Annotated in this window: 21 protein-coding genes and 1 pseudogene; 15 read left to right on the top strand and 7 right to left on the bottom strand. The window is 60.6% G+C overall.

Annotated elements, in window-relative coordinates:
- The first annotated feature begins 103 nt into the window (after positions 1–103).
- Together AC13QY_RS13280 and AC13QY_RS13285 are read left to right on the top strand one after the other, a co-directional pair.
- Positions 104–1,129, top strand: a complete 1,026-nt coding sequence (locus AC13QY_RS13280; RefSeq protein ID WP_113330556.1) for a LacI family DNA-binding transcriptional regulator — start codon at positions 104–106, stop codon at positions 1,127–1,129.
- 12 nt (positions 1,130–1,141) lie between these two features.
- Positions 1,142–1,497, top strand: a pseudogene (locus tag AC13QY_RS13285) (VOC family protein).
- A 38-nt stretch (positions 1,498–1,535) separates the two neighbouring features.
- On the opposite strand, the gene xylA reads toward AC13QY_RS13285, so the two are convergent.
- The 5 genes from xylA to AC13QY_RS13310 all read right to left on the bottom strand — a co-directional run bounded on the left by xylA (position 1,536) and on the right by AC13QY_RS13310 (position 8,532).
- On the bottom strand, positions 1,536–2,846 hold the full coding sequence (xylA, locus tag AC13QY_RS13290) for a xylose isomerase (protein WP_113354892.1): 1,311 nt from the start codon (positions 2,844–2,846) through the stop codon (positions 1,536–1,538).
- A 166-nt stretch (positions 2,847–3,012) separates the two neighbouring features.
- Entirely contained in the window at positions 3,013–4,470 is a 1,458-nt protein-coding gene (gene xylB / locus AC13QY_RS13295; protein ID WP_488493574.1) for a xylulokinase, read from the bottom strand.
- Between the two features lie 37 nt (positions 4,471–4,507).
- Positions 4,508–5,533, bottom strand: coding sequence for a LacI family DNA-binding transcriptional regulator (locus AC13QY_RS13300; protein ID WP_488493575.1), 1,026 nt, complete (start codon positions 5,531–5,533; stop codon positions 4,508–4,510).
- A 146-nt stretch (positions 5,534–5,679) separates the two neighbouring features.
- Positions 5,680–7,287 carry a DHA2 family efflux MFS transporter permease subunit gene (locus AC13QY_RS13305; protein WP_488493576.1) on the bottom strand — a complete coding sequence of 536 codons (1,608 nt, stop codon included), beginning with the start codon at positions 7,285–7,287 and terminating at the stop codon, positions 5,680–5,682.
- Positions 7,288–7,311: 24 nt separating this feature from the next.
- A complete protein-coding gene (locus AC13QY_RS13310) occupies positions 7,312–8,532 on the bottom strand; it encodes an HlyD family secretion protein (protein ID WP_113330562.1) in 1,221 nt (406 codons plus the stop codon).
- 181 nt (positions 8,533–8,713) lie between these two features.
- On the opposite strand from AC13QY_RS13310, the gene AC13QY_RS13315 reads away from it, so the two are divergent.
- The 3 genes from AC13QY_RS13315 (at position 8,714) to AC13QY_RS13325 (ending at position 11,343) form a co-directional block, all read left to right on the top strand.
- Positions 8,714–9,394, top strand: a complete 681-nt coding sequence (locus AC13QY_RS13315; RefSeq protein WP_113354877.1) for a TetR/AcrR family transcriptional regulator — start codon at positions 8,714–8,716, stop codon at positions 9,392–9,394.
- 208 nt (positions 9,395–9,602) lie between these two features.
- Positions 9,603–10,442, top strand: a complete 840-nt coding sequence (locus AC13QY_RS13320; RefSeq protein WP_488493577.1) for a GyrI-like domain-containing protein — start codon at positions 9,603–9,605, stop codon at positions 10,440–10,442.
- A gap of 157 nt (positions 10,443–10,599) precedes the next feature.
- Positions 10,600–11,343, top strand: a complete 744-nt coding sequence (locus tag AC13QY_RS13325; RefSeq protein ID WP_113330564.1) for a TerC family protein — start codon at positions 10,600–10,602, stop codon at positions 11,341–11,343.
- Positions 11,344–11,388: 45 nt separating this feature from the next.
- Here the strand turns inward: AC13QY_RS13325 and AC13QY_RS13330 are convergent, their stop codons facing one another.
- Entirely contained in the window at positions 11,389–11,799 is a 411-nt protein-coding gene (locus AC13QY_RS13330) for a hypothetical protein (protein ID WP_113330565.1), read from the bottom strand.
- A gap of 360 nt (positions 11,800–12,159) precedes the next feature.
- Between AC13QY_RS13330 and gltX the strand changes: the two genes are divergently transcribed.
- The 3 genes from gltX to AC13QY_RS13345 are packed head-to-tail and all read left to right on the top strand — an operon-like array spanning position 12,160 to position 15,452.
- Complete coding sequence (gltX, locus tag AC13QY_RS13335) at positions 12,160–13,617, top strand: glutamate--tRNA ligase (protein ID WP_069615998.1); 1,458 nt, start codon at positions 12,160–12,162, stop codon at positions 13,615–13,617.
- Between the two features lie 16 nt (positions 13,618–13,633).
- Entirely contained in the window at positions 13,634–15,130 is a 1,497-nt protein-coding gene (gene lysS / locus AC13QY_RS13340; RefSeq protein ID WP_488493578.1) for a lysine--tRNA ligase, read from the top strand.
- A 37-nt stretch (positions 15,131–15,167) separates the two neighbouring features.
- The gene (locus tag AC13QY_RS13345) at positions 15,168–15,452 is read left to right on the top strand and encodes a hypothetical protein (protein WP_488493579.1); all 285 of its coding nucleotides are present in this window, start codon (positions 15,168–15,170) and stop codon (positions 15,450–15,452) included.
- 42 nt (positions 15,453–15,494) lie between these two features.
- Here the strand turns inward: AC13QY_RS13345 and AC13QY_RS13350 are convergent, their stop codons facing one another.
- Positions 15,495–16,331, bottom strand: a complete 837-nt coding sequence (locus AC13QY_RS13350) for a hypothetical protein (protein WP_145315959.1) — start codon at positions 16,329–16,331, stop codon at positions 15,495–15,497.
- 195 nt (positions 16,332–16,526) lie between these two features.
- Between AC13QY_RS13350 and AC13QY_RS13355 the strand changes: the two genes are divergently transcribed.
- The 7 genes from AC13QY_RS13355 to AC13QY_RS13385 all read left to right on the top strand — a co-directional run bounded on the left by AC13QY_RS13355 (position 16,527) and on the right by AC13QY_RS13385 (position 23,697).
- Complete coding sequence (locus tag AC13QY_RS13355) at positions 16,527–17,435, top strand: LysR family transcriptional regulator (RefSeq protein ID WP_113230838.1); 909 nt, start codon at positions 16,527–16,529, stop codon at positions 17,433–17,435.
- Positions 17,436–17,503: 68 nt separating this feature from the next.
- Positions 17,504–18,130: a 3'-5' exonuclease gene (locus AC13QY_RS13360; protein WP_488493580.1), complete on the top strand. Its 627-nt coding sequence runs from the start codon at positions 17,504–17,506 to the stop codon at positions 18,128–18,130.
- Positions 18,131–18,265: 135 nt separating this feature from the next.
- Positions 18,266–19,426: an ABC transporter substrate-binding protein gene (locus tag AC13QY_RS13365; RefSeq protein WP_113330570.1), complete on the top strand. Its 1,161-nt coding sequence runs from the start codon at positions 18,266–18,268 to the stop codon at positions 19,424–19,426.
- 67 nt (positions 19,427–19,493) lie between these two features.
- A complete protein-coding gene (locus tag AC13QY_RS13370) occupies positions 19,494–20,480 on the top strand; it encodes an ABC transporter ATP-binding protein (protein ID WP_113330571.1) in 987 nt (328 codons plus the stop codon).
- Entirely contained in the window at positions 20,477–21,451 is a 975-nt protein-coding gene (locus AC13QY_RS13375) for an ABC transporter permease (RefSeq protein WP_269244982.1), read from the top strand. Before AC13QY_RS13370 ends, AC13QY_RS13375 begins: the two co-directional genes overlap by 4 nt.
- Positions 21,441–22,256, top strand: a complete 816-nt coding sequence (locus tag AC13QY_RS13380; RefSeq protein WP_113230843.1) for an ABC transporter permease — start codon at positions 21,441–21,443, stop codon at positions 22,254–22,256. Before AC13QY_RS13375 ends, AC13QY_RS13380 begins: the two co-directional genes overlap by 11 nt.
- A 13-nt stretch (positions 22,257–22,269) precedes the next feature.
- Positions 22,270–23,697 carry a gamma-aminobutyraldehyde dehydrogenase gene (locus AC13QY_RS13385; RefSeq protein ID WP_113330573.1) on the top strand — a complete coding sequence of 476 codons (1,428 nt, stop codon included), beginning with the start codon at positions 22,270–22,272 and terminating at the stop codon, positions 23,695–23,697.
- Positions 23,698–23,908: the final 211 nt, after the last annotated feature.

The raw sequence follows: 23,908 nt of genomic DNA on the forward strand, positions 1-23,908 counted from the left end.
GGTTTACATCATTGGATATCGTACAAAATTTCGCGGTTACCTTTGACCTCCACGTAAGTCTGTGTAGTCTCCAGCCCGAGACGAGACCCCAAGGCAGAGCGCAGTGTCGAATTCCACGCCCGCAACTATCGAAGACGTCGCCCGAATTGCCAATGTTTCGATAGCAACGGTTTCGCGGGCCATCCATACTCCGGAGAAAGTCGCCAATTCGACGCGGCTGAAAGTCAATCAGGCTATCGCCGTTACCGGTTATACTACCAATGCCATGGCGCGCAGCCTGAGACTCGGCCGCTCGAACATGATTCTCGTCGTGGCGCCCGATATCGGCGATCCCAATTTCTCGAATATTTTGATCGGTCTGGAAAACGAGGCGCGCGCGCATGGCTATGGCATCCTGATCGGCCACACGCAGAACGATGCCCAGCGCGGCCTGGAATATCTGAAGTTCCTGAACTCCAACCAGGCGGCGGGATTGATCCTCTTCACCGGCATCCTGCCCTTCGGACATCAGACGATGACAGCGCGGTTGCCGCCGAGCGTCGGTGTCTTCGAACCGGTCTTCAACGGCGGCATCCCTTATGTCGGCGTCGACGATATTGCCGGCGCGCGCAAGGCCGTGGACCTCCTGATTGCCGAGGGCCATCGCAAGATCGCCTTCATCGGCGATTCCCGCACCCGCCTCGCCTATAGCCGCCGGCGCATGGGTTACGAGGCCGGACTGGATGCGGCCGGCATCGGACAGGACCTGCGCATCGTCTTGGACGGCGACGGCACCATCGAGAGCGGGCGACTCTCCGTCGAGCAGCTCTTCATGCGAGACACGCTCCCGACGGCCTTCATGTGTGTCAACGACCAGACCGCGATCGGCGTGATGATCGGCCTGAAGGCACGCGGCTACGATATCCCCGAGGATTTTTCGGTAACCGGCTTCGACGACGTGCCGCAGGCCGTCTTCATGACGCCGTCGCTGACGACGATCCGGCAACCCCGCACCGCCATCGGCAAGCATGCGATGGCGCTTCTGCTGGAACTGCTTTCGGATGGCGAGCCGGCCGAGACGGAGATCCTGCTGCGGCCGGATCTGATCGTGCGGAACTCGGTCGGAGCTCCGCCGCGCAGTCGGCGCTAGGCAGTCGCAACGATGCCGCTTGGCAGAATCACCCTCTATGTCCGCGATGTCGAAGCGACGATCAGCTTTTACGAGAAGCATTTCGGATTCAAGCCACTCCGCCTGGAGGGCGATCGGATTGTTGAACTGCTCGCGCAGGATGCGGTGCCAATCTGATGATCCATCCGGCGGGTAAGGCGCAGAAAATGGGCCAGGTGCTGGTCAAGCTGGTCTTCGACGTCGAGCATGTCGAAGCTTTCCACGCTAAGTGTGCTGAAGAGGGGCTGGAGTTCGGCCCCTTGCATCAGGCCGACGGCTATGTTTTCGCCAATGCCAAGGACCCCTCAGGGAATCCCATAGCCATTTCCAGCCGCGCCTTCAGGCGATAATCCGGGAGGCGATGAAGATCGCCTCCCGGACGCATCGATCAAACGTAGCGATTGACGATGTTTTCCAGCAGTTCCTGCTTGCCGGACTTCGGCTGCGGGTTGACGTCCTTGGTTTCGACCCACTGGGCGATCTGGTCGAGCGAATATTCGCCGCGCAGCAGCTTCTGGCCCTCGGCCGAATCCCAGCCGGCGTAACGGTCGGCGAGCGGCTTGGAGAGCGCCTTGTCCTCGATCATCTTGGCTGCCGCCTTCAGGCCGCGAGCGCAGCAATCCATGCCGCCGATGTGGCCGATGAGCAGATCTTCCGGGTCGAGCGACTGACGGCGCAGCTTGGCGTCGAAGTTCGTGCCGCCGGTCTTGAACCCGCCGCCTGCCAGAACCTGGTAATAGGCCAGCGTCATTTCCGGAACGTTGTTCGGGAATTGGTCGGTATCCCAGCCGGACTGATAATCGTTGCGGTTCATGTCGATCGAACCGAAGATGCCGAGCGCATTGGCAAGCGCCAGTTCGTGCTCGAAGGAATGACCGGCAAGGATCGCATGACCCTGCTCGATATTGACCTTCACTTCGTTTTCCAGGCCGTACTTCTTGAGGAAGCCGTAGACCGTGGCGACATCGTAGTCATACTGATGCTTGGTCGGCTCCTGCGGCTTCGGCTCGATGAGGATCGTGCCCTTGAAGCCGATCTTGTGCTTGTATTCGACGACGAGATTGAGGAAACGACCCATCTGGTCCATTTCGCGCTTCAGGTCGGTGTTGAGCAGCGTCTCATAACCTTCGCGGCCGCCCCAGAGAACATAGTTTTCGCCATTGAGCTTGTGCGTGGCGTCCATGCAGGTCTTCACGGTCGCAGCCGAGAAGGCGAAGACATCCGGATCCGGATTGGTCGCAGCGCCCGACATGAAGCGGCGGTTGGAAAAGAGGTTTGCCGTGCCCCAGAGCAGCTTTACGCCGGTATCGGCCTGCTTCTTGGCGAAGTAGTCGACGATCTCGTTGAGGTTCCTGGTGTTCTCGGCGAAATTCTTGCCTTCCGGACGCACGTCGGCATCGTGGAAGCAGTAATAGGGAGCGCCGAGCAGCGTGAAGAATTCGAAGGCGACATCGGCCTTCAGCTTGGCGGCTTCCATCGTCTCGTTGAACCAGGGGCGCAGGAAGGTCTGGCCGCCGAAGGGATCGCCGCCCGGCCAGGTGAAGGTGTGCCAGTAGGCGACGGCGAAACGCAGATGGTCTTCCATGCGCTTGCCGGCAACGACTTCGTCCTTGTTGTAATAGCGGAAGGCCAGCGGATTGGTGCTGTCCGGGCCTTCGTATTTTACCTTGCTGATGTCACCAAAAAATCCGGTGCTCATGTCTCATCTCCTTGGGTTGGTGTTTCGATATTGTTTTGTCACTTTGATGCCCCTCATCCGACCCTTCGGGCCACCTTCTCCCCGAGGGGAGAAGGTATGGGTGAGCGCAATAAACTTCGTCGTCCCCTCCCCGCTCGGGGAGAGGGCTAGGGTGAGGGGGTTGCCTTCAAACCACGCTCAGCGGCTTGATCGCCGGATAAACCGCCCGATAACGCTTGTAGGCATCCGCATAAGCATCCGTCAGCGACGCCACGGGATCGATCGTACCGGCCGTCTGCGGTGGGGTGCAGACGGCGACCGGATCGGCGCCGGTGGCGGCAATCAGGCCGAGACGCGCAGCACCGAAAGCCGCGCCGAAATCCCCATCCGCCGGCAGGTCGACGGGAACGCCGAGCGCAGTCGCGATCGAGGCCAGCCAGTAGCGCGACCGCGAGCCACCGCCGATTGCGGTCACGCGCGCGATGTCGGTGCCGGCCGAACGCAGCGCTTCCAGATTGTCGCGAATGGCGAAGGACACGCCTTCGAGCACGGCTTGCGTCAGCACGGCGCGGCCGCTTTCATGGCCGAGACCGATGAAGGCGCCGCGGATGGTAGCGTCGTTGTGCGGCGTGCGCTCGCCCGAGAGATAGGGAAGGAAAGTAACGCTGGTCGGCGCCTTCAGCGTCTCACCAAGCTCTGTGGTGAGTTCGGCAGCGGATTTGCCCGTCACATGCGAATGCCAGTTCAGTGCATCGGTTGCCGAGAGGATGACGCCCATCTGATGCCAGGTATTCGGCAGTGCGTGGCAGAACGCATGCACGGCGCTTTCCGGCTTCGGCAGATAGGAACCGTTGGCGGCAAAGAGCACGCCAGACGTGCCGAGCGAAACGAAAGCAGCGCCGTGGCTCACCGTACCCATGCCGCAGGCCGAGGCCGCATTGTCGCCTGCCCCGCCGGCAACGACGACATCGCCGGCAATGCCCCATTTCGAGGCCAGCTCGCCACGCAGCTTGCCGGCGACCTCAGTGCCTTCGACCAGCGTCGGCATCTGCTTCTCATCGAGATTGGTCGCCGCCAACAGCTCGGACGACCATTTGCGTTTGCCGGTATCGAGCCAGGACGTGCCGGCGGAGTCGGACATTTCCGACATGTGCTCGCCCGTCAGCCAAAGGCGCAGATAATCCTTCGGCAACAGCACCCAACGCACTCTAGCGAAAATCTCCGGCTCATGCTTGGCGACCCAGGCGAGCTTCGGTGCTGTAAAGCCGGGGAAGACGATATTGCCGGTCAGCGCGCGGAAACGTGGATCGGCGTCGAGGGCGGCGGCTTCCTGGTAGCTACGGGTATCGTTCCAGAGGATGCAGGGGCGCAGCACCTTATCATCGGCGTCGAGCAGCGTCGCGCCATGCATCTGGCCGGAAAGGCCGATGCCGCGCACAGCCGCCAGCTCCTTCGGATGCGCAGCCTTCAGCCCCGCAACTGCTTCTTCCGTCGCGCGAATCCAATGGGCCGGCTCCTGCTCGGACCAGCCGGGATGCGGGCGCGACACGTCAAGCCCGCCATTGGCGGAGCCGATGATCTTCTGATTGCCGTCGATCAGCATCGCTTTGACGCCGGAGGTTCCGAGATCGAGACCCAAATACATCAGATATTACTCCCTATGCTCTGCCGCGTTCGAATGCTCAGGGCAGATTATCCTTCAAGAAAATGTCGAGCCGTATGCGCTCCTGATCGGCAATGACGGCCTGGCCATCGGCTGTTGCCTTCATGACGCGGATAGCGCTGCGGACTTCATGGCCGGCATCCTGATTGAGGACGGCATCGATCGTGCCGTCCAACAGCGCCGCCCGGGTATGCTGCGTCAGCTCATGCACGACCACCGTCAGCTCACGCTCGGGCCGCACGGCTTTCAGGGCCGCAATCAGACCACGGTTGCCGGCACCGAGGCTGTAGATGCCGATGATACTCTTATTTGCGGAGAGCGCCTTTGAAACGAGCGATCGGGCCTGTTCGGGATCGTCACGTCCTTCCAGCACAGGCAGCAGCCGCAGCTTGGGAAACTCTTCTGCCATCACGGCAGAAAAGCCCTGCAGGCGCTCGCGATGGTCGCGCACCAGCATCGAGCCGGCGAGAACGGTAAGATCGCCTTCACGACCGCCAAGGAAGCGCCCGAGCAGCCGCGCGGCGGTCCGTCCGGCGGCGATATTGTCGATTCCCGCATAGTGATGCCTGCAGGAATCAGTGAGATCCGAGACCAGCGTAATGACAGGAATACGCTCCGAGACGAGACGGTCGACGGCGGCTCGCACTTCCGGCGCATCGGTCGCCACGAGAGCGACGCCGGCGATATCCTGCCCCTGCAAGGCGTCCAGCGCCGTAACCAGCGCCGGCACATCGAACGGCGGCACCTCGACGATGCGGATATCGGTGCGCTCTATGCTGGCCCGCAAGGTTGCCTGATGCACCTCGAATCGCAGCCCATGCATGAAGGAATTATCGCCGGTCGGCACAATAAAAACAAGAGGATAGACACGGCTCTTGGCCAAGTTGGCAGCAGCGACATCGCGGATATAGCCGATCTGCCGGATAGCGGCTTCCACCTTCTCCCGCGTCACCAGCCGCACGCCTGGCCGCTGGTTGAGGACTCGGTCCACCGTGGCGAGGCTGACGCCCGCAGCAGCGGCGATGTCATGCACGGTCGGTCTCATGGGTTCCTCCTGCGGAAACCCTTACTGCGATTTTTGATGTACGTAAATCAAAAATTTCGGGCCGGTGAATTTTTCCAAACGACCCCCAAATGAAAAAGGCCCCTCCGAGGAGGGGCCATGCCTTGGGAGCATTATCAAGAGCCGGATTAGTGGCCTCCGCCACCACCGCCGCCGCCCGCCGCATTCGGCTTGCTGAGCATCAGAACGCCGAGGATCATCGCGAGAAACAGCACGGTCAGCATCAGGAAAATATCCCCGAAGGACATCACGACCGCCTGCCGCGTCGCCATATTGACCATTTGCTTCAGGGCGGCCTGATCACCGTCCAAGCCCGCTGCATTGAAGCTGGCGGCCATGTTGTTCAATTGGGTAACGGCGGCATGGCTGCCCCAATGAACATGGTCGCGAAGGTTGAAATAATGCTGGTCCTGCCGGTTCGTCAGAAGCGTGTTGATGATCGCAAGACCGACGGCTCCGCCGAGATTACGCGTGAGATTGAACAGGCCTGATGCACCGCGCATACGGGCGGGCGGCATGGTTCCGAGCGCGATATTGTTGATCGGCACCATGCAGAGCATCAGACCGAAACCGCGCAGGATCTGCGGGATGAGCAACTCCCAGAAATCCCAGTCCACCGTCAGGTGCATCATGATGTAGGTACCGGCCGAGAAACTGGTGAAGCCGATGATCATCAGGATGCGCAGGTCGACCTTGCTCGACAGGAAGCCGGCCAGCGGCGCCGTGAAGAACATGGTGAGGCCGGAGACAAACATCGTCTCACCGATCTGCAGCGAATCGTAGCCGCGAATGCGCGCGAGATAGAGCGGATAGATATAGGTGAGGCCATAGAGGCCAATGCCCATGACGAAGGAGAACATCGACCCGAAGGAGAAGTTCTTGTTCGTGAAAGCTCTGAGATCGACCACGGGGAATTCGACCGTGAAGGCGCGGTAAAAGAAAATCACGGCGCCGACAGCGGATGCGATGGCACCCGCAACGATGTAATTGTCGTTGAACCAATCATTCGTATTGCCTTCCTCAAGCACATATTCCAGCGCGCCGAGGAAAACACCCATCGAAATCAGTCCCCACCAGTCGAACTTCTTCATCAGCGACAGCTCGGGCTTGTCGAAGTCGATAAAATTCCAGGTGACGATGGCGACAATGATGCCCGGCGGAATGTTGACCAGGAACAGCCAGTGCCAGGAGAAGGCATTGGACAGATAGCCGCCGACGGTCGGGCCGATCGTCGGCGCGAGCGTGGCGATCAGGCCGATGATCGGCGAGACGACGTTGCGCTTGGACGGCGGAAAGATGGTGAAAGCTGCCGCAAAGACCGAGGGGATCATGCCGCCGCCGATGAAGCCCTGCAGGGCGCGGTAGATGATCATCTGATCGATATTGGTGGCGGTCGCGGCAAGTGCGCTCGATATGGTAAAGCCGGCGGCCGAGATCGCGAACAGATAGCGCGTCGAAATGATGCGCGCCAGCGTTCCCGATAGGGGGATCATGATGACTTCGGCGATCAGGTAAGCGGTCTGCACCCAGCCGATTTCATCCGAGCCGGCGCTGAGGCCGGCCTGGATTTCGCTGAGCGAGGCGGAGACGATCTGAATGTCGAGGATCGACATGAACATGCCGAGCACCATCGCCAGGAAGGCGATGAGCTTTCTCGGCTCGATATGATCAGCCGTAGGCGCGGCGGGGCCGGCCGCGCGTGGGGGCGACCCGGCTGTAGTGCTGGCGGACGACATTTCGTCTCTCCCGAGCTTGATCGTTTACTTGTCCGGCGCCGTGCGGGTATCGACGTCGACGACGACGCTGAGGCCTGCGCGCAGACGGCCGGTATTGAGCGCGTCCTGCGGCAATGCGATACGGACAGGCACGCGTTGGATGATCTTGGTGAAGTTACCTGTCGCGTTTTCCGGAGGCAGCAGCGAGAAGACTGAGCCGGAGGCCGGCGAGATCGATTCTACGGTGCCGACGATCGGATGATCGCTGAAAGCATCGACGTGAACATTGACCTTGGAGCCGGGAACCAGATGCTGGATCTGCGTTTCCTTGAAATTCGCATCGATATAGAGCTGCTTGGTCGGTACGATCGCCATCAGCTTCTGACCGGGGGAGACGAGATCGCCTTCCTGCACCGAGCGATTGCCGACGATACCGTCATAAGGCGCCTTCAGCACGGTGAAGGACAGGTCGCGGGCAGCCTTGTCACGGGCGGCTTCGAGACCCTTGATCGTGCTTTCGGCCTGACGGCGCTGGGCCTGCAGCAGGTTGATGTTGGCCTGTGCGGATGCGATGGCGGCGTCGCCGCCGACCAGATTGGCCTTGGCCTGATCCAGCGCGATATTGGCGCTGTCCAAAGCGGCCGTGGTGCCGACCGACTTCGACTGCAGTTCAGCAGCGCGCGTCTGGGTAATCTGGGCGCCGCGGACCGTGGCTTCCAGGGCAACCTTCTGCGCCTGCGACTGGGCAAGGGCTGCCTGGCCGGCAGCGATCTGTGCATCGATGGTATGGAGTGAAAGCTGCTCGGTGTCGAGCGAGGCCTGAGCCTGGCCGAGCGCAAGCTTGTAGTCGCCGTCGTCGAGCGTTGCGAGCACGTCGCCGGCCTTGACCTGCTGGTTGGCCACGACGTTTACCTTGGCGACATAGCCCGTTACCTTCGGCGATATGGTGGCGATGTCGCCGCCGATATAGGCGTCATCGGTGGAGACCATGAAGCGGCCGTTCGTCCACCAGTCATAGCCATACCAGCCACCGGCTGCGAGAGCCGCGACGATGATGATCGGAAAAACCAGGCTGCGCCGCTTCTTCTCCGATGGCGGTGGGGCCGCAGGGGCCGGAGCAGCAGGCGCAGCCTGGGCGGGGGCAGGGTTGCTGCGCGTTTCGGCCGCTGGAGCCTCGGCAGGCGCACCGGTTTCCCGGGCTTCCACTTCTGCATCAGCGGGCTCGTTCACGATGCGCGCTACATTGTTTCCATGACTTGACGACATTTCCCTACCACCGAAAATCTGGCAAAATAATCGAACCGAACGGTTCGGTTCAATTGACATAGAGCCTTTCTCACGCCATATCAAGAGATATCGAACTGAGCGGTTCGATTTATTTCGCGAATCTGTTTAAGATTCAGAAAAAGTGATCGAGTATCGCGTAAAGGAGACAGTGAAAGAGCCGATGAAACACGAATCCCAAAATGCCGCCGTATTGAACGCGCCTGCGCCGGGCTCCGGAGGGCGCTGGGCAGCCGGCGAGGACCCTGCCAAGCGTCATCAGATTCTCGAAGGCGCCAAGCGTGTCTTTATGAAAATGGGCTTCGATGCGGCGAGCATGAACGATGTCACCCGCGAGGCGGGCGTTTCCAAGGGCACTCTTTACGTCTATTTCGCCAACAAGGAAGATCTGTTCGCCGCCATGATGGAGAGCGAGCGCACCCATTTCGTCAACCTTGTGCGCAATGCCCTTTCAGACGAAGCGGATGTCACGACCTCGCTTTATGATTTCGGCATCGTCTTCGTCACGCACGTCACCTCGGATAAGACCATCAGCGCAATGCGCACGGTCATCGGCGTGCGCGAACGCATGCCTTCACTCTGTCAACGCTTCTTCACCGGCCCCGAAAATCTGCGCACGGTGCTGCGCGGCTTCCTTGAGCGGCAGGTTGCCGCGGGCCATCTCAAGATCGACGACTTTGACATGGCTGCCCGCCATTTCCTGGAAATGGCCAGCGGCGGCTATTTCAAGCTGCGGCTCTTCGGCGACATGGAGCAGCCGCCGTCGAAGGAAGAGATCGACTATGTCGTGCGCGGCGCCGTCCGCGTCTTCCTGGCGGGCTACGGTCCGGATCGCAGGGATTAGAGCAATTCCAGGGAAAGTGCGCAGCGGCTTTTCGTCCGGAATTGCGTGAATAGAGCGGTTCGGAGATTCCGTGAAAAACTGAACTGCTCTGGGATGAACAGGCCTCTCCCGCCGGCCGCAACGGTGTAGTCATTCAACTCCGCAATGGCGATCAAGCATTGCCGCCGCCACAGGCCTATGACTGGCCCGGCAACCAGGGGAGTTGAAAATGAGCGCGATCGGCAGAGCGATATGGTTTATCGAAAGCCATTTTAAATCCGACATCTCGCTCGACGAGATCGCCGAGACGGCCGGGCTGTCGCGCTTTCATCTCTCGCGCGTCTTCGGCATGACGACCGGTCACTCGATCAGCAGCTATATCCGGAGCCGCCGCCTCAGCGAAGCGGCTCTCGCACTGACCGACGGCTCCTCTTCCATTCTCCAGGTTGCCCTCGATGCCGGCTACGGCTCGCACGAGGCTTTCACCCGTGCCTTCCGCGAGCAATTCGGCATGACGCCGGAAAGCCTGCGCAAACAAGGACACGTTCGCAACCTCGCTCTACAGGAGCCGATCAGAATGGACGACACCCGCCTTCCCAAGCTCGATGCACCGCGCTTCGAGACCCATCCCGCGATGCTGCTTGCCGGTCTTGCGGAAACCTATGCCTATGAGGCGACAGAGGCCATCCCCTCGCTCTGGCAGAAATTCAACGAGCATTTCGGCCATATTCCCGGCCAGATCGGCAATGTCGCCTATGGCGTCTGCACCCAGGCGGAAGAAGGTAGCGAAAGCTTCCGTTATATGTCGGCAGCCGAAGTTTCCGCCGCCGACGGCTTGCCAGAAGGCTTCGTGACGGTGAAGCTGCCGCAGCAGCGCTATGCGATCTTCACGCATCGCGGCCATATCTCCGGCATTTCCGCCACGGTGCATCAGATCTTCGGCGAATGGCTGCCGCAATCGGGTCAACAGCATGCCGGCACGCCCGACATGATGGAACGCTATGACGACCGCTTCGATCCGCGCACCGGCATGGGCGTGACGGAAATCTGGATACCCCTGAAAGCCTGAAAACCAAGCCTGGGAACAGAGCCCTGGAAACAAGGCCGTCGCCACGAAATTGGCGGCGGCGCTTGTACGGACGGTTGTGCTCCTTACATTACGGCCATTCTGGAGCGGCCGTGCTGGGGGTCAGCATCGGCAAATGCTGATCAAAGGGGGACATTCAATGGATATCATGGGGCTGATACAGGACCCGGGAGCGTGGGTGGCGCTCGTCACGCTTGTCGTCATGGAGGTGGTCCTCGGCATCGACAACCTGATCTTCATCTCGATCCTCACCAACAAGCTGCCGCCGGAGCATCGTGACAGAGCCCGCAAGATCGGCATCGGCCTCGCCCTTATCATGCGCCTTGCGCTGCTCGGAACCGTCGCCTGGATCGTCCAGCTGACCCAGCCCGTCTTCGAAATCTTCGGCCAGGGCTTCTCCTGGAAGGACATGATCCTCATCGGCGGCGGCCTCTTCCTCGTCTGGAAAGCGACGAAGGAGATCCATCACAACGTCGACCCGCAGGAACAGGGCGAGGATTTCATCGCCAAATCGACGACCACGACCTTCGCCTCGGCGATCGGCCAGATCCTGCTGCTCGACCTGGTCTTCTCGATCGACAGCATCATCACCGCCGTCGGCATGACGCCGCACCTGGCTATCATGTTCGTCGCCGTCATCGCCGCAGTCACGGTCATGCTCGTCGCGGCAAATCCGCTCGCCAACTTCATCGAGAAGAACCCGAGCATCGTCATGCTGGCGCTCGCCTTCCTGCTGATGATCGGCACGACGCTGATCGCCGAAGGCATGGGCGTGCATGTTCCCAAGGGCTACATCTACGCCGCCATGGCCTTCTCCGCCCTGGTCGAAGTGCTCAACATGATGGCGCGCAACCGCCGCAAGAAGGCATCCGGCGGCCATTGACCGAGAAAGCCGCGCCAATAACGAGGTGCGGCTTCATCACATCGGTCAATCCTGAACATGGATGTCGACCCACTGGCCGACATCGCCATGTCCGTAGATATCGACCTTGATCCAGACATTGCCGCGCACGATGAGGTTTCCGGCATCGTTTGCGATATTGCCATCGGCCAGCATGGCTTCCAGATTCTGACGATTGGAAGCCTGTGAGAAGAAACTGTCGCCCTGGTCGCCACGGTCGCGGCGGCGATAGGCGTGATAGTTGGCGCGGTCCTGGCGGATGATCTGCCAGGGCAGTGTCAGGCGCTCGCCTTTGGAATTGTAAAGATCGTCATTGCCGATATAGGCGCGGTAGGACTCGATCAGTCGGGCGGAACTGTCCCGCGTGATAGTCGATTGGGCCGCGGCTGCGTCGACCATCGAGACAGCCAATAGCAAGCACAAAATCAGTTTCTTCATGGTATCCCCGGAATGAACGATTGAAAACCTATTTTGCCACTGCCGCGAAAATTGCAAATCAAATTCGGCAAGCGTAAGGCTTTTCTTCTGAAACACTTACGAAGAGTAAAGACGCTCAGCGAAATTGGAAGGCCGGCCCTTTTCGATGCAGCACAGCGTCCTCGGTGCCTCTGCCTGCTCTTACGGCGCAGTTTCCCTTGACGTCATCCCTTGAATATGGCCTAAGGCCAGCCTTATGGAAAATGCTGATAGAAGCGGCAAGACGCCCTTTTCCGGCCGGTTTCCTGATCCAGATAGACATTTTCGGCTGGACGGCGCTTGTCCCAAGCGCGGCCCGGCCTTTTATGACGGGCAAACAAGATGACCACTTCAGGCGTTCGCGTCCGCATCGCACCCTCCCCGACCGGCGAGCCGCATGTCGGTACCGCCTATATCGCGCTGTTCAACTATCTCTTCGCCAAGAAACACGGCGGCGAGTTCATCCTGCGCATCGAGGATACCGACGCAACCCGCTCCACCCCGGAATTCGAGACCAAGGTGCTCGACGCTCTGAAATGGTGCGGCCTGAAATGGTCCGAAGGTCCCGATATCGGCGGCCCCTACGGCCCCTATCGCCAGAGCGACCGCAAGGACCTCTACAAGCCCTATGTCGAGCAGATCGTCACAAACGGCCATGGCTTCCGCTGCTTCTGCACGCCGGAGCGCCTGGAAAAGATGCGCGAGGCGCAGCGCGCCGCCGGCCTGCCGCCGAAATATGACGGCCACTGTCTGAACCTCTCGGCCGAGGAAGTGACCTCACGCGTTGCTGCCGGCGAGCCGCATGTCGTGCGCATGAAGATCCCGACCGAAGGCTCCTGCAAGTTCCATGACGGCGTTTACGGCGATGTCGAAATCCCGTGGGATGCCGTCGACATGCAGGTCCTTTTGAAGGCCGACGGCATGCCGACCTATCACATGGCCAACGTGGTCGACGACCATCTGATGAAGATCACCCATGTCGCGCGCGGCGAAGAATGGCTCGCCTCGGTGCCGAAGCACATTCTGATCTATCAGTATCTCGGCTGGGAGCCGCCGGTGTTCATGCACCTGTCGCTGATGCGCAATGCCGACAAGTCGAAGCTGTCGAAGCGCAAGAACCCGACCTCGATCTCTTATTACACGGCGCTCGGCTACATCCCCGAGGCGCTGATGAACTTCCTCGGCCTGTTCTTCATCCAGATCGCCGAAGGCGAAGAGCTTTTGACCATGGACGAACTTGCCGAAAAGTTCGATCCGGAAAACCTGTCCAAGGCCGGGGCCATCTTCGACATCCAGAAGCTCGACTGGCTGAACGGCCGCTGGATCCGCGAGAAGCTCTCGGAAGAAGAGTTCCAGCACCGCGTCCTGACCTGGGCAATGGAAAACGACCGCCTGAAGGAGGGTCTGAAGCTCTCGCAGTCCCGCATCACCAAGCTCGGCGAGCTGCCCGACCTCACAGGCTTCCTGTTCAAGTCCGATCTCAACCTCGATCCTTCGGCCTTCGCCAAGATCAAGTCGACGCCGGAAGAACTGCTTGAGATCCTCAACACGGTGCAGCCGGACCTTGAAAAGATCCTCGAATGGAACGTCGAGACGATCGAAGCCGAGCTGCGCGCCATTGCCGATCGCATGGGCAAGAAGCTGAAGGTCATCGTTGCCCCGCTTTTCGTCGCCGTATCGGGCTCCTCGCGCTCGCTGCCGCTTTTCGATAGCATGGCGATCCTCGGCCGCTCCGTCGTTCGCCAGCGGCTGAAACTGGCCGCGCAGACCGTTGCGACCCTCGTCGGCCCAAAGAACTGAACCGGACTTTAAAACCATGAACGACAAGACCGAAGCATCCGCCCTCTCCTCCGACGCAACGGAAGTTCGCCGCCAGAAGCTGAAGCTGCTGCGCGAACAGATCGGCGACGTCTATCCGGCGCATTTCCACCGGACCATGACCAATGCCGAGCTCGCTGCGAAATACGAGGGCCTGGAGCCGGATACGGAAACCGGCGATATCGTCACCGTTGCCGGCCGCGTCTATTCCTCGCGCAACTCCGGCATGTTCATGGATATCCACGACGCCTCCGGCAAGATCCAGATCTTCAGCCACAAGGACGTGACCTCGGAAGAGGCCCGCTCCCTGCTGCCAATGATCGACATCGGCGACATCATCGGCGTCACCGGTGTCGTGCGCCGCACCAAGCGCGGTGAGCTCACGATCAATGCTCAGCAGATCACCATGCTGACCAAGTCGCTGCTGCCGATGCCGGAAAAGTGGCACGGCCTTTCCGATATCGAGCTGCGCTATCGCAAGCGCCATCTCGATATCATGACCAACGAGGAATCGAAGCTCCGCTTCCAGCAGCGCAGCCGCATCGTCTCGGGCATCCGCCGTTTCATGGAAGATGACGGCTTCATGGAAGTCGAGACGCCGATGCTGCATTCGGTTTATGGCGGCGCCACCGCCGAGCCGTTCAAGACGCATCACAACACGCTGAAACTCGACATGTACCTGCGCATCGCGCCGGAACTGTTCCTGAAGCGCACGCTGGTTTCGGGCCTCACCGACAAGGTCTTCGAGATCAACCGCAACTTCCGCAACGAAGGCGTCTCCACCCGACACAATCCCGAATTCACCATGATGGAGTGCTATTGGGCCTATGCCGACTACGAGGACATCATGGACCTCGTCGAGCGGCTGTTCTCCACGCTCGCCATGTCGATCCACGGCAGCACGGAATTCGCCTTCGGCGACAAGCAGATTTCCTTCAAGGGTCCGTTCCGCCGCGTGCCGATGCCCGATGCCGTCAAGGAAGCGACCGGCATCGACTTCCTGGCGATCAAGACCGACGAGGAAGCCCGCGCCGCGTCCAAGGCCGCCGGCTTTGCCGTCGAGAAGGACGCCACCTGGGGCGAATGCCTGGCCTTCATCTTCGAGGAGAAGGTTGAGGGTACGCTGATCCAGCCGGCGCACGTCACGCATTTCCCGAAGGATATCTCGCCCTTCGCCAAGGAAGTGCCGGGCGAGCCGCGCCTTGTCGAACGTTTCGAGACCTATTGCAACGCCTGGGAACTTGGCAACGCTTTCTCGGAGCTCAACGATCCGGAAGAACAGCGCGCCCGCATGGTCGAGCAGCTCGAGCAGGCGCATGCGCGCGGCGAAAAGCAGAAGGAACTCGACGAAGAATTCCTCGACGCGATCGATCAGGGTATGCCGCCCGCAGGCGGTCTCGGCATCGGTGTGGACCGCCTCATCATGCTTTTGACCAACTCGCCGTCGATCCGCGACATCATCCTTTTCCCGGCCCGCCGCAACAAGGCCGATTGAGGCCGGTTCCGTCCCTCGAACATCAAAGGTGCGTATTATGACGGGTAAAGAGATATCGGCGGCAGATGCCGACAGCGAGCATCAGCGGCTGGCCGATCTTGCAGAGCTCGGCGACATCGATCTCTCGCAATATGCACCGGGAACGTTCGGTTGCCACGAGGCGATGCACACGGCGTCGATCATGCTCGACATGACCGACGACCAGCTGCTGCAGCACCCCGCCATTCTGGCGAATCCGGACTTCTACCGTCTTGCCGGCGAAGTCCACGAGGCGCTCTTCGCGCTCTACCAGGCTATCGGCGAGAAACATCTGGCGGAATGAAGCATCAGCCTTTCCGCCCGATAGCGCAAATCCGTTTTTTGATCAGTTGGTGACGGGCGAGCGGCGGTCGGCGGCGCCCGTCATGGTCGGGTCCAATCCCGGTGACGGGCTTTTTTCCTTCGCCCCGGCATCGGCGCCGATGAAATCACCATTCGCATCATAGCCCGGCTGCACATTGCCGGTCGATTTCGGTTCCGGCAGCTGCGGTTTGGCATCGTGGCTCTCCGCTTGATTTGCGGCCGCTTTCTCTTCCGCGGCGATCGCCGCCTTCATCTTGTCCTTCTTGGCGTCGCCGCCATTGTCTGCCGCCAGCGCGTTGTCGCAGTCGGTCAGATTCTTCAACCCGGCGATCGCCGCATCGATATCCTGCGGCAGCATAGTAATCTGCTCACCATAAAACAGGCCGGCATTGCTCGCACCGCCATCATAATAGCGTGCCGTCAGCGGTGCCTCGGAACTGCCATCGACAAGCTTGTCTGGATGCGGCACGTAAACGACATCGGCCCCCAGCGCCCGGCCACGCAAGTCAGACCGCAATGTCGGCCCATTTCTGTCAAGAACCACAACCTGAACGAGATCCGGTTTCTGTTCCTGATAGACAGCCTTGGCAACCCGGAGCGCAGTCCTGACACGCGTCAGCCCATCGGTCGGCTCCGTGCGGATATATTTGCGAACCCAGAAACGGTTATCCTTGCGGATCGTGACAAGATTGACGTCGGTGCACTGAAGCCCGTTAGGAGATGCGGAGGCAAGGCCGAGCAGCCTGTCCTTGCCGACATAAAGCGCCAATACGCCGGAGCAGCCTATGAGAAAGGCCACTCCGCCGATCATGACGACAAACTTCCGGGGTATCCGGAAAATGTGCAGTAAGGCGCTCACGCCAACTGCTCCAGCATAGACCACTCCAAGCCGACAAAAATGATCAACCCTCACGTTAGGGAATTGGCGTTTCGGAATACTTAAAACTGAGGTGAAACTTGTGCTGTCCTCGACATCGTTACCAAAAAAGGTCCAAACTTTCACACCTATGACGGGCGCTTGCCTTCCGTGGCGCGAACATGCTCTAACCTTGGCATGGCCTTCACCTTGAGACAGCTGCAATACTTCGTCGCCGTTGCGGAACAGGGCTCCGTGACGCGTGCTGCGCAGAACCTGTCCATCTCGCAATCCTCAGTCACCGAAGCTCTCAAGGAACTAGAAAGCGATCTCGGCGTGGAGCTGTTCGAGCGCCATCCGCGTGGCCTGTCGATCACCCACAACGGCCACCAGTTTCTGCGCCACGCAACGAAGATCCTGGCGACGGTCTCCGACGCGCGTACCAGCTTTTCCGGCAAGCAGAACGAGGCCGGAGGCACGCTGAATATCGGCGTGACATCGCTTGTCGCCGGCTATGTTCTGTCAGATCTTCTGGCGCGCTATCGCCGCGCCTGCCCCGGGGTCGAAGTCAGTGCCATCGAGGACAATGGCGGCTATCTCGAACACCTTCTGGTTGGTGGCGAGCTCGACGTCGCCGTCATGGTCATTTCCAATTTGCGCGATCGCATGGCTCTGCAGGCCGAGATTCTAGAGACCTCGCCCTACCGCCTCTGGCTGCCGATGGGCCACCCCCTCGTCTCGGCCGATATCATCAGTGTTGCGGACATCACCCGCGAGCCACTGATCATGCTGACCATCGACGAAATCGAGGAAAACACCGGCAAGCTTTTGACCGCGCTCGGCGCCCGTCCGCATGTCGCGTTCCGCACCCGCTCTGTCGAGGCCGTGCGCAGCCTGGTTGCCACCGGCGCCGGTGTCGCACTGCTGCCGGATCTCGTCTATCGTCCATGGTCGCTGGAAGGCGATCGCATCGAAAGCCGTGACGTCTCCGGTTCGCTGCCTGTGGTGCAGGTCGGCATGGTCTGGCGCAAGGGCTCCAGCCTGCCGCAAGCGGCCCGCGATTTCGTCGGTGTCGCAGAAAGCATGCGCTCGGGCCGGCAGCGGTAGCACGCAGTATTCTTCCGACCCGACTGAGGGGAATACAATCGAAGATTGCCGCAAATGGAGGGTCAGGTATGAAGACCGCAATCATATTCGACTGTGAGTTTCTTTGCCTCGAAGGGTCGCAACGCCGGTCCTGGTGTGCGCCGCATGATCCCGATCCGGTCGTTGCGCAAGTCGGAGCCGTCAAGCTCAGCCTCGAAGACGATTTCGCGATCCAGGACAGCTACAAGGCCTATGTTCGCCCGGTCAATCGGTTTGGCAAACGATATGCGCTCGATCCGTTCTTCACCGCATTGACGGGTGTGACCGAAGAGAACATCGAGACGGAAGGAATGACCCTGCAGGACGCCATTGCCAGTCTGGATCGCTTCTCGGATGGTGTCCGTCTCTGGTCCTGGGGCAAGGACGAGCTGAATATGATGGCGATCAGCTGTTACGTCGCCGGTATCCAGCCCCTGATCCCCGCGCATCGTTTCGACAATGCCGTCAAGCTGCTGCTTGCGGCGGGAATGCCGGTCGAAGATCTGGCGAAGACGCCAAGCAACGAGCTTTCCCACTACTATGGCGTGCAGCATCCGCCGCTTAAGGGCCATGACGCGCTCGATGATGCCCTTTCCATTTCCTACACGCTGCAGCACCTCATGCGGGCCGAAAAGCTGCGGCCGGAGGTTTTCGATCTCTCAGCCACGCACAGTTAGGAATCGGAAATTCCGATATCACCTTTCTGATAAATGAATTTGCGAATGCGGCGAAATCGCGTCACCTTTTCTTTCGGGAACAGGAAGCCAGCCACTGGCTCCACGCCATCAAGGCTCAAAAACCGGGAGAGTCCGATGAAGCATCTGCTGAAATCATGCACAGCCGCACTCGCATCCTTAAGTTTCGCCACACAGGTCATTGCCGCCGAGCCGTTGAAGACGCTCGGTAAGGGTGAAGGTGCGGTCAGCATCGTCGCCTGGGCTGGCTATATCGAGCGCGGTGAAAGCGACAAGAATTACGATTGGGTCACCGGCTTCGAAAAGGAAACCGGCTGCAAGGTCAGCGTCAAGACCGCGGCGACATCGGACGAAATGGTGGCGCTGATGAACGAAGGCGGCTTCGACCTGGTGACCGCATCCGGCGACGCGTCGCTGCGCCTCGTTGCCGGCAAGCGCGTCCAGCCGATCAATACTGATCTGATCCCGAGCTGGAAAAACCTCGACGACCGCCTGAAGAATGCCCCCTGGCACACGGTCAACGGCGTTCACTATGGCGTGCCCTATCTCTGGGGCCCGAATGTGCTGATGTATAATACCGACGCCTTCAAGGGTCAGGCGCCGAAAAGCTGGAACGTCGTCTTCGAAGAAACGACGCTGCCTGATGGTAAGTCGAACAAGGGTCGAGTGCAGGCCTATGACGGCCCGATCTATATTGCCGATGCCGCCCTTTATCTCATGGCCCACAAGCCTGAACTCGGCATCAAGGACCCCTACGAGCTCAACGAAGACCAATACAAAGCCGCCCTCGAGCTGCTGCGCGGCCAGCGCAAGCTCGTCAGCCGTTACTGGCATGACGCGATGATCCAGACCGACGACTTCAAGAACGAAGGTGTCGTCGCCTCCGGCTCCTGGCCGTTCCAGGTGAACCTGCTGCAGGCCGACAAGCAGAAGATCGCCTCCACCTTCCCGGATGAGGGAACGACGGGCTGGGCCGACACCACCATGCTGCATGCCGACAGCGAGCATCCGAACTGCGCCTATATGTGGCTGGAACATTCGCTGCAGGCCAAGGTTCAGGGCGATGCCGCCGCCTGGTTCGGCGCCGTGCCTTCGGTTCCGGCAGCTTGCAAGGGCAACGAACTCCTGACCGACAGCGGCTGCGCCACCAACGGCTATGATCACTTCGACAAGATCAAGTTCTGGAAGACGCCCGTCGCGAAATGCAGCACGCAGGGCGAATGCGTGCCCTATCACCGCTGGGTCTCCGACTATATCGGCGTGATCGGCGGGCGGTGATCTTCACGGGAAACATACCTTCTCCCCTCGGGGAGAAGGAAAAAACAACCCTTCCCTGGAGAAGCCAATGAACGCCGTTCGTTTCCAGCAGGTGTCGCGCCATTTCGGCCAGGTCCGCGCTGTGGACCGCGTCGATCTGGAGATTGCGCCCGGCGAATTCTTCGCCATGCTCGGCCCTTCCGGCTCCGGCAAGACCACCTGCCTCAGATTGATTGCCGGCTTCGAACAGCCCACAGGCGGCCATATCGAAATCTTCGGCGAAACCGCCGAAGGCGTTCCACCCTATAGGCGCAACGTCAATACGGTGTTTCAGGATTATGCGCTCTTTCCGCATCTCAACATCCTCGACAACGTCGCCTACGGGCTGATGGTCAAGGGTGTCGGCAAAGCCGAGCGGCTGCGGGCTGCCGAACAGGCGCTGGAACTGGTAAAGTTGCCGGGCTATGGCGCCCGCCGTCCGGGCCAGCTCTCCGGCGGCCAGCGGCAGCGTGTGGCGCTCGCCCGCGCCCTCGTCAACAAACCGAAGGTACTGCTGCTCGACGAACCGCTTGGCGCGCTCGATCTGAAGCTGCGCGAGCAGATGCAGGAGGAGTTGAAGAGCCTGCAACGGGCGCTCGGCATCACCTTCGTCTTCGTCACCCACGATCAGGGCGAGGCCCTGTCCATGGCCGATCGCGTCGCCGTTTTCAACGACGGCCGCATCGTGCAGCAAGGCACGCCACACGATATCTACCAACGGCCGAAAACCCGTTTCGTCGCGGATTTCGTCGGCTCCTCCAATGTCATCGCCCCCGAAACCATGTCGTCGCTCGGCGGCGAACGGCGGTGGGCAAGTCTGCGCCCCGAGGCCATCCGGTTGACTGAGGAGAGCGGCGTGGCGGCCACCGTGAAAGCGACGAGCTTTCTCGGTGCCGCTACCCGCCTCTCGGTCGAAGCGAATGGCGCCCGCCTGCATGTGACCGTGCCGGCCGGCCAGTCGGCTCCTGATACCGGCGCCTCCGTCCGCCTCGCCTGGCTGCCGGCGGATGTGCATTATATGGACGACGCCGCATGAACGCCGCCGCCTTCCCCGCCTCGTCGAGCCAGGCACCGGCCTCGATCCTGCCGCGCCGCGGCGGCATCTTTGGCCGTCTATCGGATCTCTTCTGGCGGCGTCCGAAGCTGCTGCTGTTCCTGATGCTGACGCCGCCGCTGCTCTGGCTCGGCATCATTTATATCGGCTCGCTGATCGCGCTGCTGCTGCAGAGCTTCTTCTCGATCGACGATTTCTCGGGAATGGTGAATTACGAATTTACCCTCTCGACCTATGCGCAGCTGCTGAATACGGCCAACTTCGACATCATCGTCCGCACGGTCGTCATGGCCGCTCTCGTCACCATCGCCTCGGCCTTCGTCGCCTTCCCCATCGCCTATTATGCGGCCCGCTATGCGCAGGGAAAATGGAAGGCGCTGTTCTATCTCGGCGTCATGCTGCCGCTCTGGTCGAGCTATCTGGTGAAAGTTTATGCCTGGAAGCTGATCCTCGCCAAGGAAGGCATTCTCACCTGGATCTTCGATAGGCTGCATCTCGGCTGGCTGCTCGACGGCGTGCTTGCCTTGCCCGTCATCGGCGGCAACTCGCTCTCGGTCAGCTATATCGGTACCTTCCTCGTCTTCGTCTATATCTGGCTGCCCTACATGATCCTGCCGACGCAGGCAGCACTTGAGCGCGTGCCGGCCAATCTGCTGGAAGCCTCATCCGATCTTGGCGCAACGCCGAACCAGACCTTCCGCACCGTGCTGCTGCCGCTCGCTTTGCCCGGCGTCGTCGCCGGCTCCATCTTTACCTTCTCGCTGACCCTGGGTGATTACATCATCCCGCAGATCATCGGCTCCTCGCGCCTCTTCATCGGCCAGGCCGTCTATACGCAGCAGGGAACCGCCGGCAACGTGCCGTTGGCCGCCGCCTTCTCGGTCGTGCCGATCGTCATCATGGCCATCTATCTCTGGATCGCCAAAAAGCAGGGAGCTTTCGATGCGCTCTGATCGTGGCCAACGCGCCTCCTTCCCCCTGAAGATCGCAGCCGCGGGCGGTCTGCTCTTCCTGCATCTGCCGATCCTTCTGATCTTCGTCTATGCCTTCACGACGGAGGAGAAGAGCTATCAATGGCCGCCGCCGGGGCTGACGTTGCAATGGTTCGGTATCGCGTGGAACAGGCCGGATGTCTGGTCGGCGCTGGCACTCTCGGTGCAAGTCGCGACCATCGCAACCGCGATCGCATTGATCCTCGGCACGCTCTGTGCCGCGGCCGTCAGCCAGACGAAGTTCTTCGGCCGCGAGGCGATCTCGCTCTTGGTCATCCTGCCGATCGCGCTGCCCGGCATCATCACCGGCATTGCGCTGCGCTCCGCCTTCAGCCTGTTCGATATCCCCTTCTCGGTCTGGACGATCGTTCTCGGCCATGCCACCTTCTGCGTTGTCGTTGTTTATAACAACGCCGTCGCCCGCTTCCGCCGCACCTCCGGCTCGCTGATCGAGGCCTCAATGGATCTTGGCGCCGATGGCTTCCAGACCTTCCGCCATGTCGTCCTGCCGAATATTGGCACGGCGCTGCTGGCCGGCGGCATGCTCGCCTTCGCGCTGTCCTTCGATGAAGTCATTGTCACCACCTTCACCGGCGGCCAGCAGATGACCCTGCCGATCTGGATGCTGGAGGAACTCATCCGCCCGCGCCAGCGACCGGTGACCAACGTCGTCGCCATGGTCGTCGTGCTTGTCACCTTCCTGCCGATCCTGGCAGCCTACTATCTTACCCGCGACGGCGACCAGATCGCCGGCGGCGGCAAATGAAAGGGAGAGAATAATGGATACCCAAATGCTGATCGGCTCCCGCTTCGAAGCCGGCACGGAGACGGAAGAACGCGTCCTCAACCCGAAGACAGGCGAGACGGTGCTCAACTTGCCGGAGGCCTCGCTCGGGCAGATCGACGCCGCCGTCGATGCTGCAGAAAAGGCCTTCACGAGCTGGTCGCAGACGACGCCGAGCCAGCGTTCGGCCTATCTCCTCAAGATCGCCGACGCCATAGAGCGCGATGCCGAAGGTTTTGCGGCGCTGGAAGCGCTGAACTGCGGCAAGCCGATCAATGCCGTGCTCAATGACGAAATCCCGGCGATCGTCGACTGCTATCGCTTCTTTGCCGGCGCGGTGCGTAACCTGCACGGCCCGGTCGCCGGCGAATACCTGCCCGGCCACACCTCGATGATCCGCCGCGATCCGATCGGCATCGTCGGCTCCATCGCGCCCTGGAACTATCCGCTGATGATGATGGCCTGGAAGCTGGCTCCCGCCATTGCCGGCGGCAACACCGTCGTCTTCAAACCCTCCGAACAGACGCCGCTGACGGCGCTGAAGATGGCGAAGCTGCTGGCGGATGTGCTGCCGGAAGGAGTCGTCAACGTCATCCTCGGCCGCGGCGAGAGCGTCGGCAATGCGCTGATCAACCATCCGAAGATCAGCATGGTCTCCATCACCGGCGATGTTGCCACCGGCAAGAAGGTCTTGCAGGCCGCGGCCAAGACGGTCAAGCGCACGCATCTCGAACTTGGCGGCAAGGCCCCCGTTATCGTCTTCGACGATGCCGATATCGACGCCGTGGTCGCCGGCATCCGCACCTTCGGCTATTACAATGCCGGCCAGGATTGCACCGCCGCCTGCCGCATTTATGCCGACGCCAAGGTCTACGACAATTTCGTCGCCGACCTGACCTCGGCCGTGTCAAGCATCAAGTTCAACCTTGCCGACGACACGGAGAACGAAATCGGCCCGCTGATCTCCAAGCGCCAGCGCGACCGCGTCGAAAGCTTCGTCACCCGCGCCGCCGAACATAAGCACATGGAAATCACTACCGGCGGCAAGATTTCCGGCGAGCACGGCTTCTTCTACGCCCCGACCGTCGTTGCCGGCGCCACGCAGGACGACGAGATCGTCCGCCGCGAAGTCTTCGGCCCTGTGGTCTCCGTAACCCGCTTTACCAATGCCGACGACGCCGTCACCTGGGCCAACGACAGCGACTACGGCCTGGCTTCCTCGGTCTGGACGAAGGACATTAGTCGCGGCATGCAGACCGCTGCCCGCCTGCAGTATGGCTGCACCTGGATCAATACCCATTTCATGCTGGTCAACGAAATGCCGCATGGCGGCCTGAAGCAATCCGGCTACGGCAAGGATATGTCAGTCTACGCTATCGAAGATTATACCGCCGTGCGGCATGTGATGATCAATCATGGGTGAGAAGGGGTTCGCGACGTGAACGGCATTCTCCATTTTGCCGCCCGGCTGTACCCCCCTCTGTCACTTCGTGACATCTCCCCCACAAGGGGGGAGATTGTTGGGGCACATCGCCAGCTCCTCAAAATGAGGCACCATCGTTCAGCGGATACGAGGTCTATTATTTTACGGTGACGGTGCCGTAGGTTACCAATCTCCCCCCTTGTGGGCAGGG

The sequence above is a fragment of the Martinezella sp. CNPSo 3795 genome (assembly GCF_057784475.1).

Bases quoted from the DNA above. Each gene is read 5' to 3' on its own strand.
- xylA (WP_113354892.1), bottom strand. From the start codon at position 2,846: ATGAGCACCGGATTTTTTGGTGACATCAGCAAGGTAAAATACGAAGGC.
- xylB (WP_488493574.1), bottom strand. From the start codon at position 4,470: ATGTATTTGGGTCTCGATCTCGGAACCTCCGGCGTCAAAGCGATGCTG.
- AC13QY_RS13300 (WP_488493575.1), bottom strand. From the start codon at position 5,533: ATGAGACCGACCGTGCATGACATCGCCGCTGCTGCGGGCGTCAGCCTC.
- AC13QY_RS13305 (WP_488493576.1), bottom strand. From the start codon at position 7,287: ATGTCGTCCGCCAGCACTACAGCCGGGTCGCCCCCACGCGCGGCCGGC.
- AC13QY_RS13310 (WP_113330562.1), bottom strand. From the start codon at position 8,532: ATGTCGTCAAGTCATGGAAACAATGTAGCGCGCATCGTGAACGAGCCC.
- AC13QY_RS13315 (WP_113354877.1), top strand. From the start codon at position 8,714: ATGAAACACGAATCCCAAAATGCCGCCGTATTGAACGCGCCTGCGCCG.
- AC13QY_RS13320 (WP_488493577.1), top strand. From the start codon at position 9,603: ATGAGCGCGATCGGCAGAGCGATATGGTTTATCGAAAGCCATTTTAAA.
- AC13QY_RS13325 (WP_113330564.1), top strand. From the start codon at position 10,600: ATGGATATCATGGGGCTGATACAGGACCCGGGAGCGTGGGTGGCGCTC.
- AC13QY_RS13330 (WP_113330565.1), bottom strand. From the start codon at position 11,799: ATGAAGAAACTGATTTTGTGCTTGCTATTGGCTGTCTCGATGGTCGAC.
- gltX (WP_069615998.1), top strand. From the start codon at position 12,160: ATGACCACTTCAGGCGTTCGCGTCCGCATCGCACCCTCCCCGACCGGC.
- lysS (WP_488493578.1), top strand. From the start codon at position 13,634: ATGAACGACAAGACCGAAGCATCCGCCCTCTCCTCCGACGCAACGGAA.
- AC13QY_RS13345 (WP_488493579.1), top strand. From the start codon at position 15,168: ATGACGGGTAAAGAGATATCGGCGGCAGATGCCGACAGCGAGCATCAG.
- AC13QY_RS13355 (WP_113230838.1), top strand. From the start codon at position 16,527: ATGGCCTTCACCTTGAGACAGCTGCAATACTTCGTCGCCGTTGCGGAA.
- AC13QY_RS13360 (WP_488493580.1), top strand. From the start codon at position 17,504: ATGAAGACCGCAATCATATTCGACTGTGAGTTTCTTTGCCTCGAAGGG.
- AC13QY_RS13365 (WP_113330570.1), top strand. From the start codon at position 18,266: ATGAAGCATCTGCTGAAATCATGCACAGCCGCACTCGCATCCTTAAGT.
- AC13QY_RS13370 (WP_113330571.1), top strand. From the start codon at position 19,494: ATGAACGCCGTTCGTTTCCAGCAGGTGTCGCGCCATTTCGGCCAGGTC.
- AC13QY_RS13375 (WP_269244982.1), top strand. From the start codon at position 20,477: ATGAACGCCGCCGCCTTCCCCGCCTCGTCGAGCCAGGCACCGGCCTCG.
- AC13QY_RS13380 (WP_113230843.1), top strand. From the start codon at position 21,441: ATGCGCTCTGATCGTGGCCAACGCGCCTCCTTCCCCCTGAAGATCGCA.
- AC13QY_RS13385 (WP_113330573.1), top strand. From the start codon at position 22,270: ATGGATACCCAAATGCTGATCGGCTCCCGCTTCGAAGCCGGCACGGAG.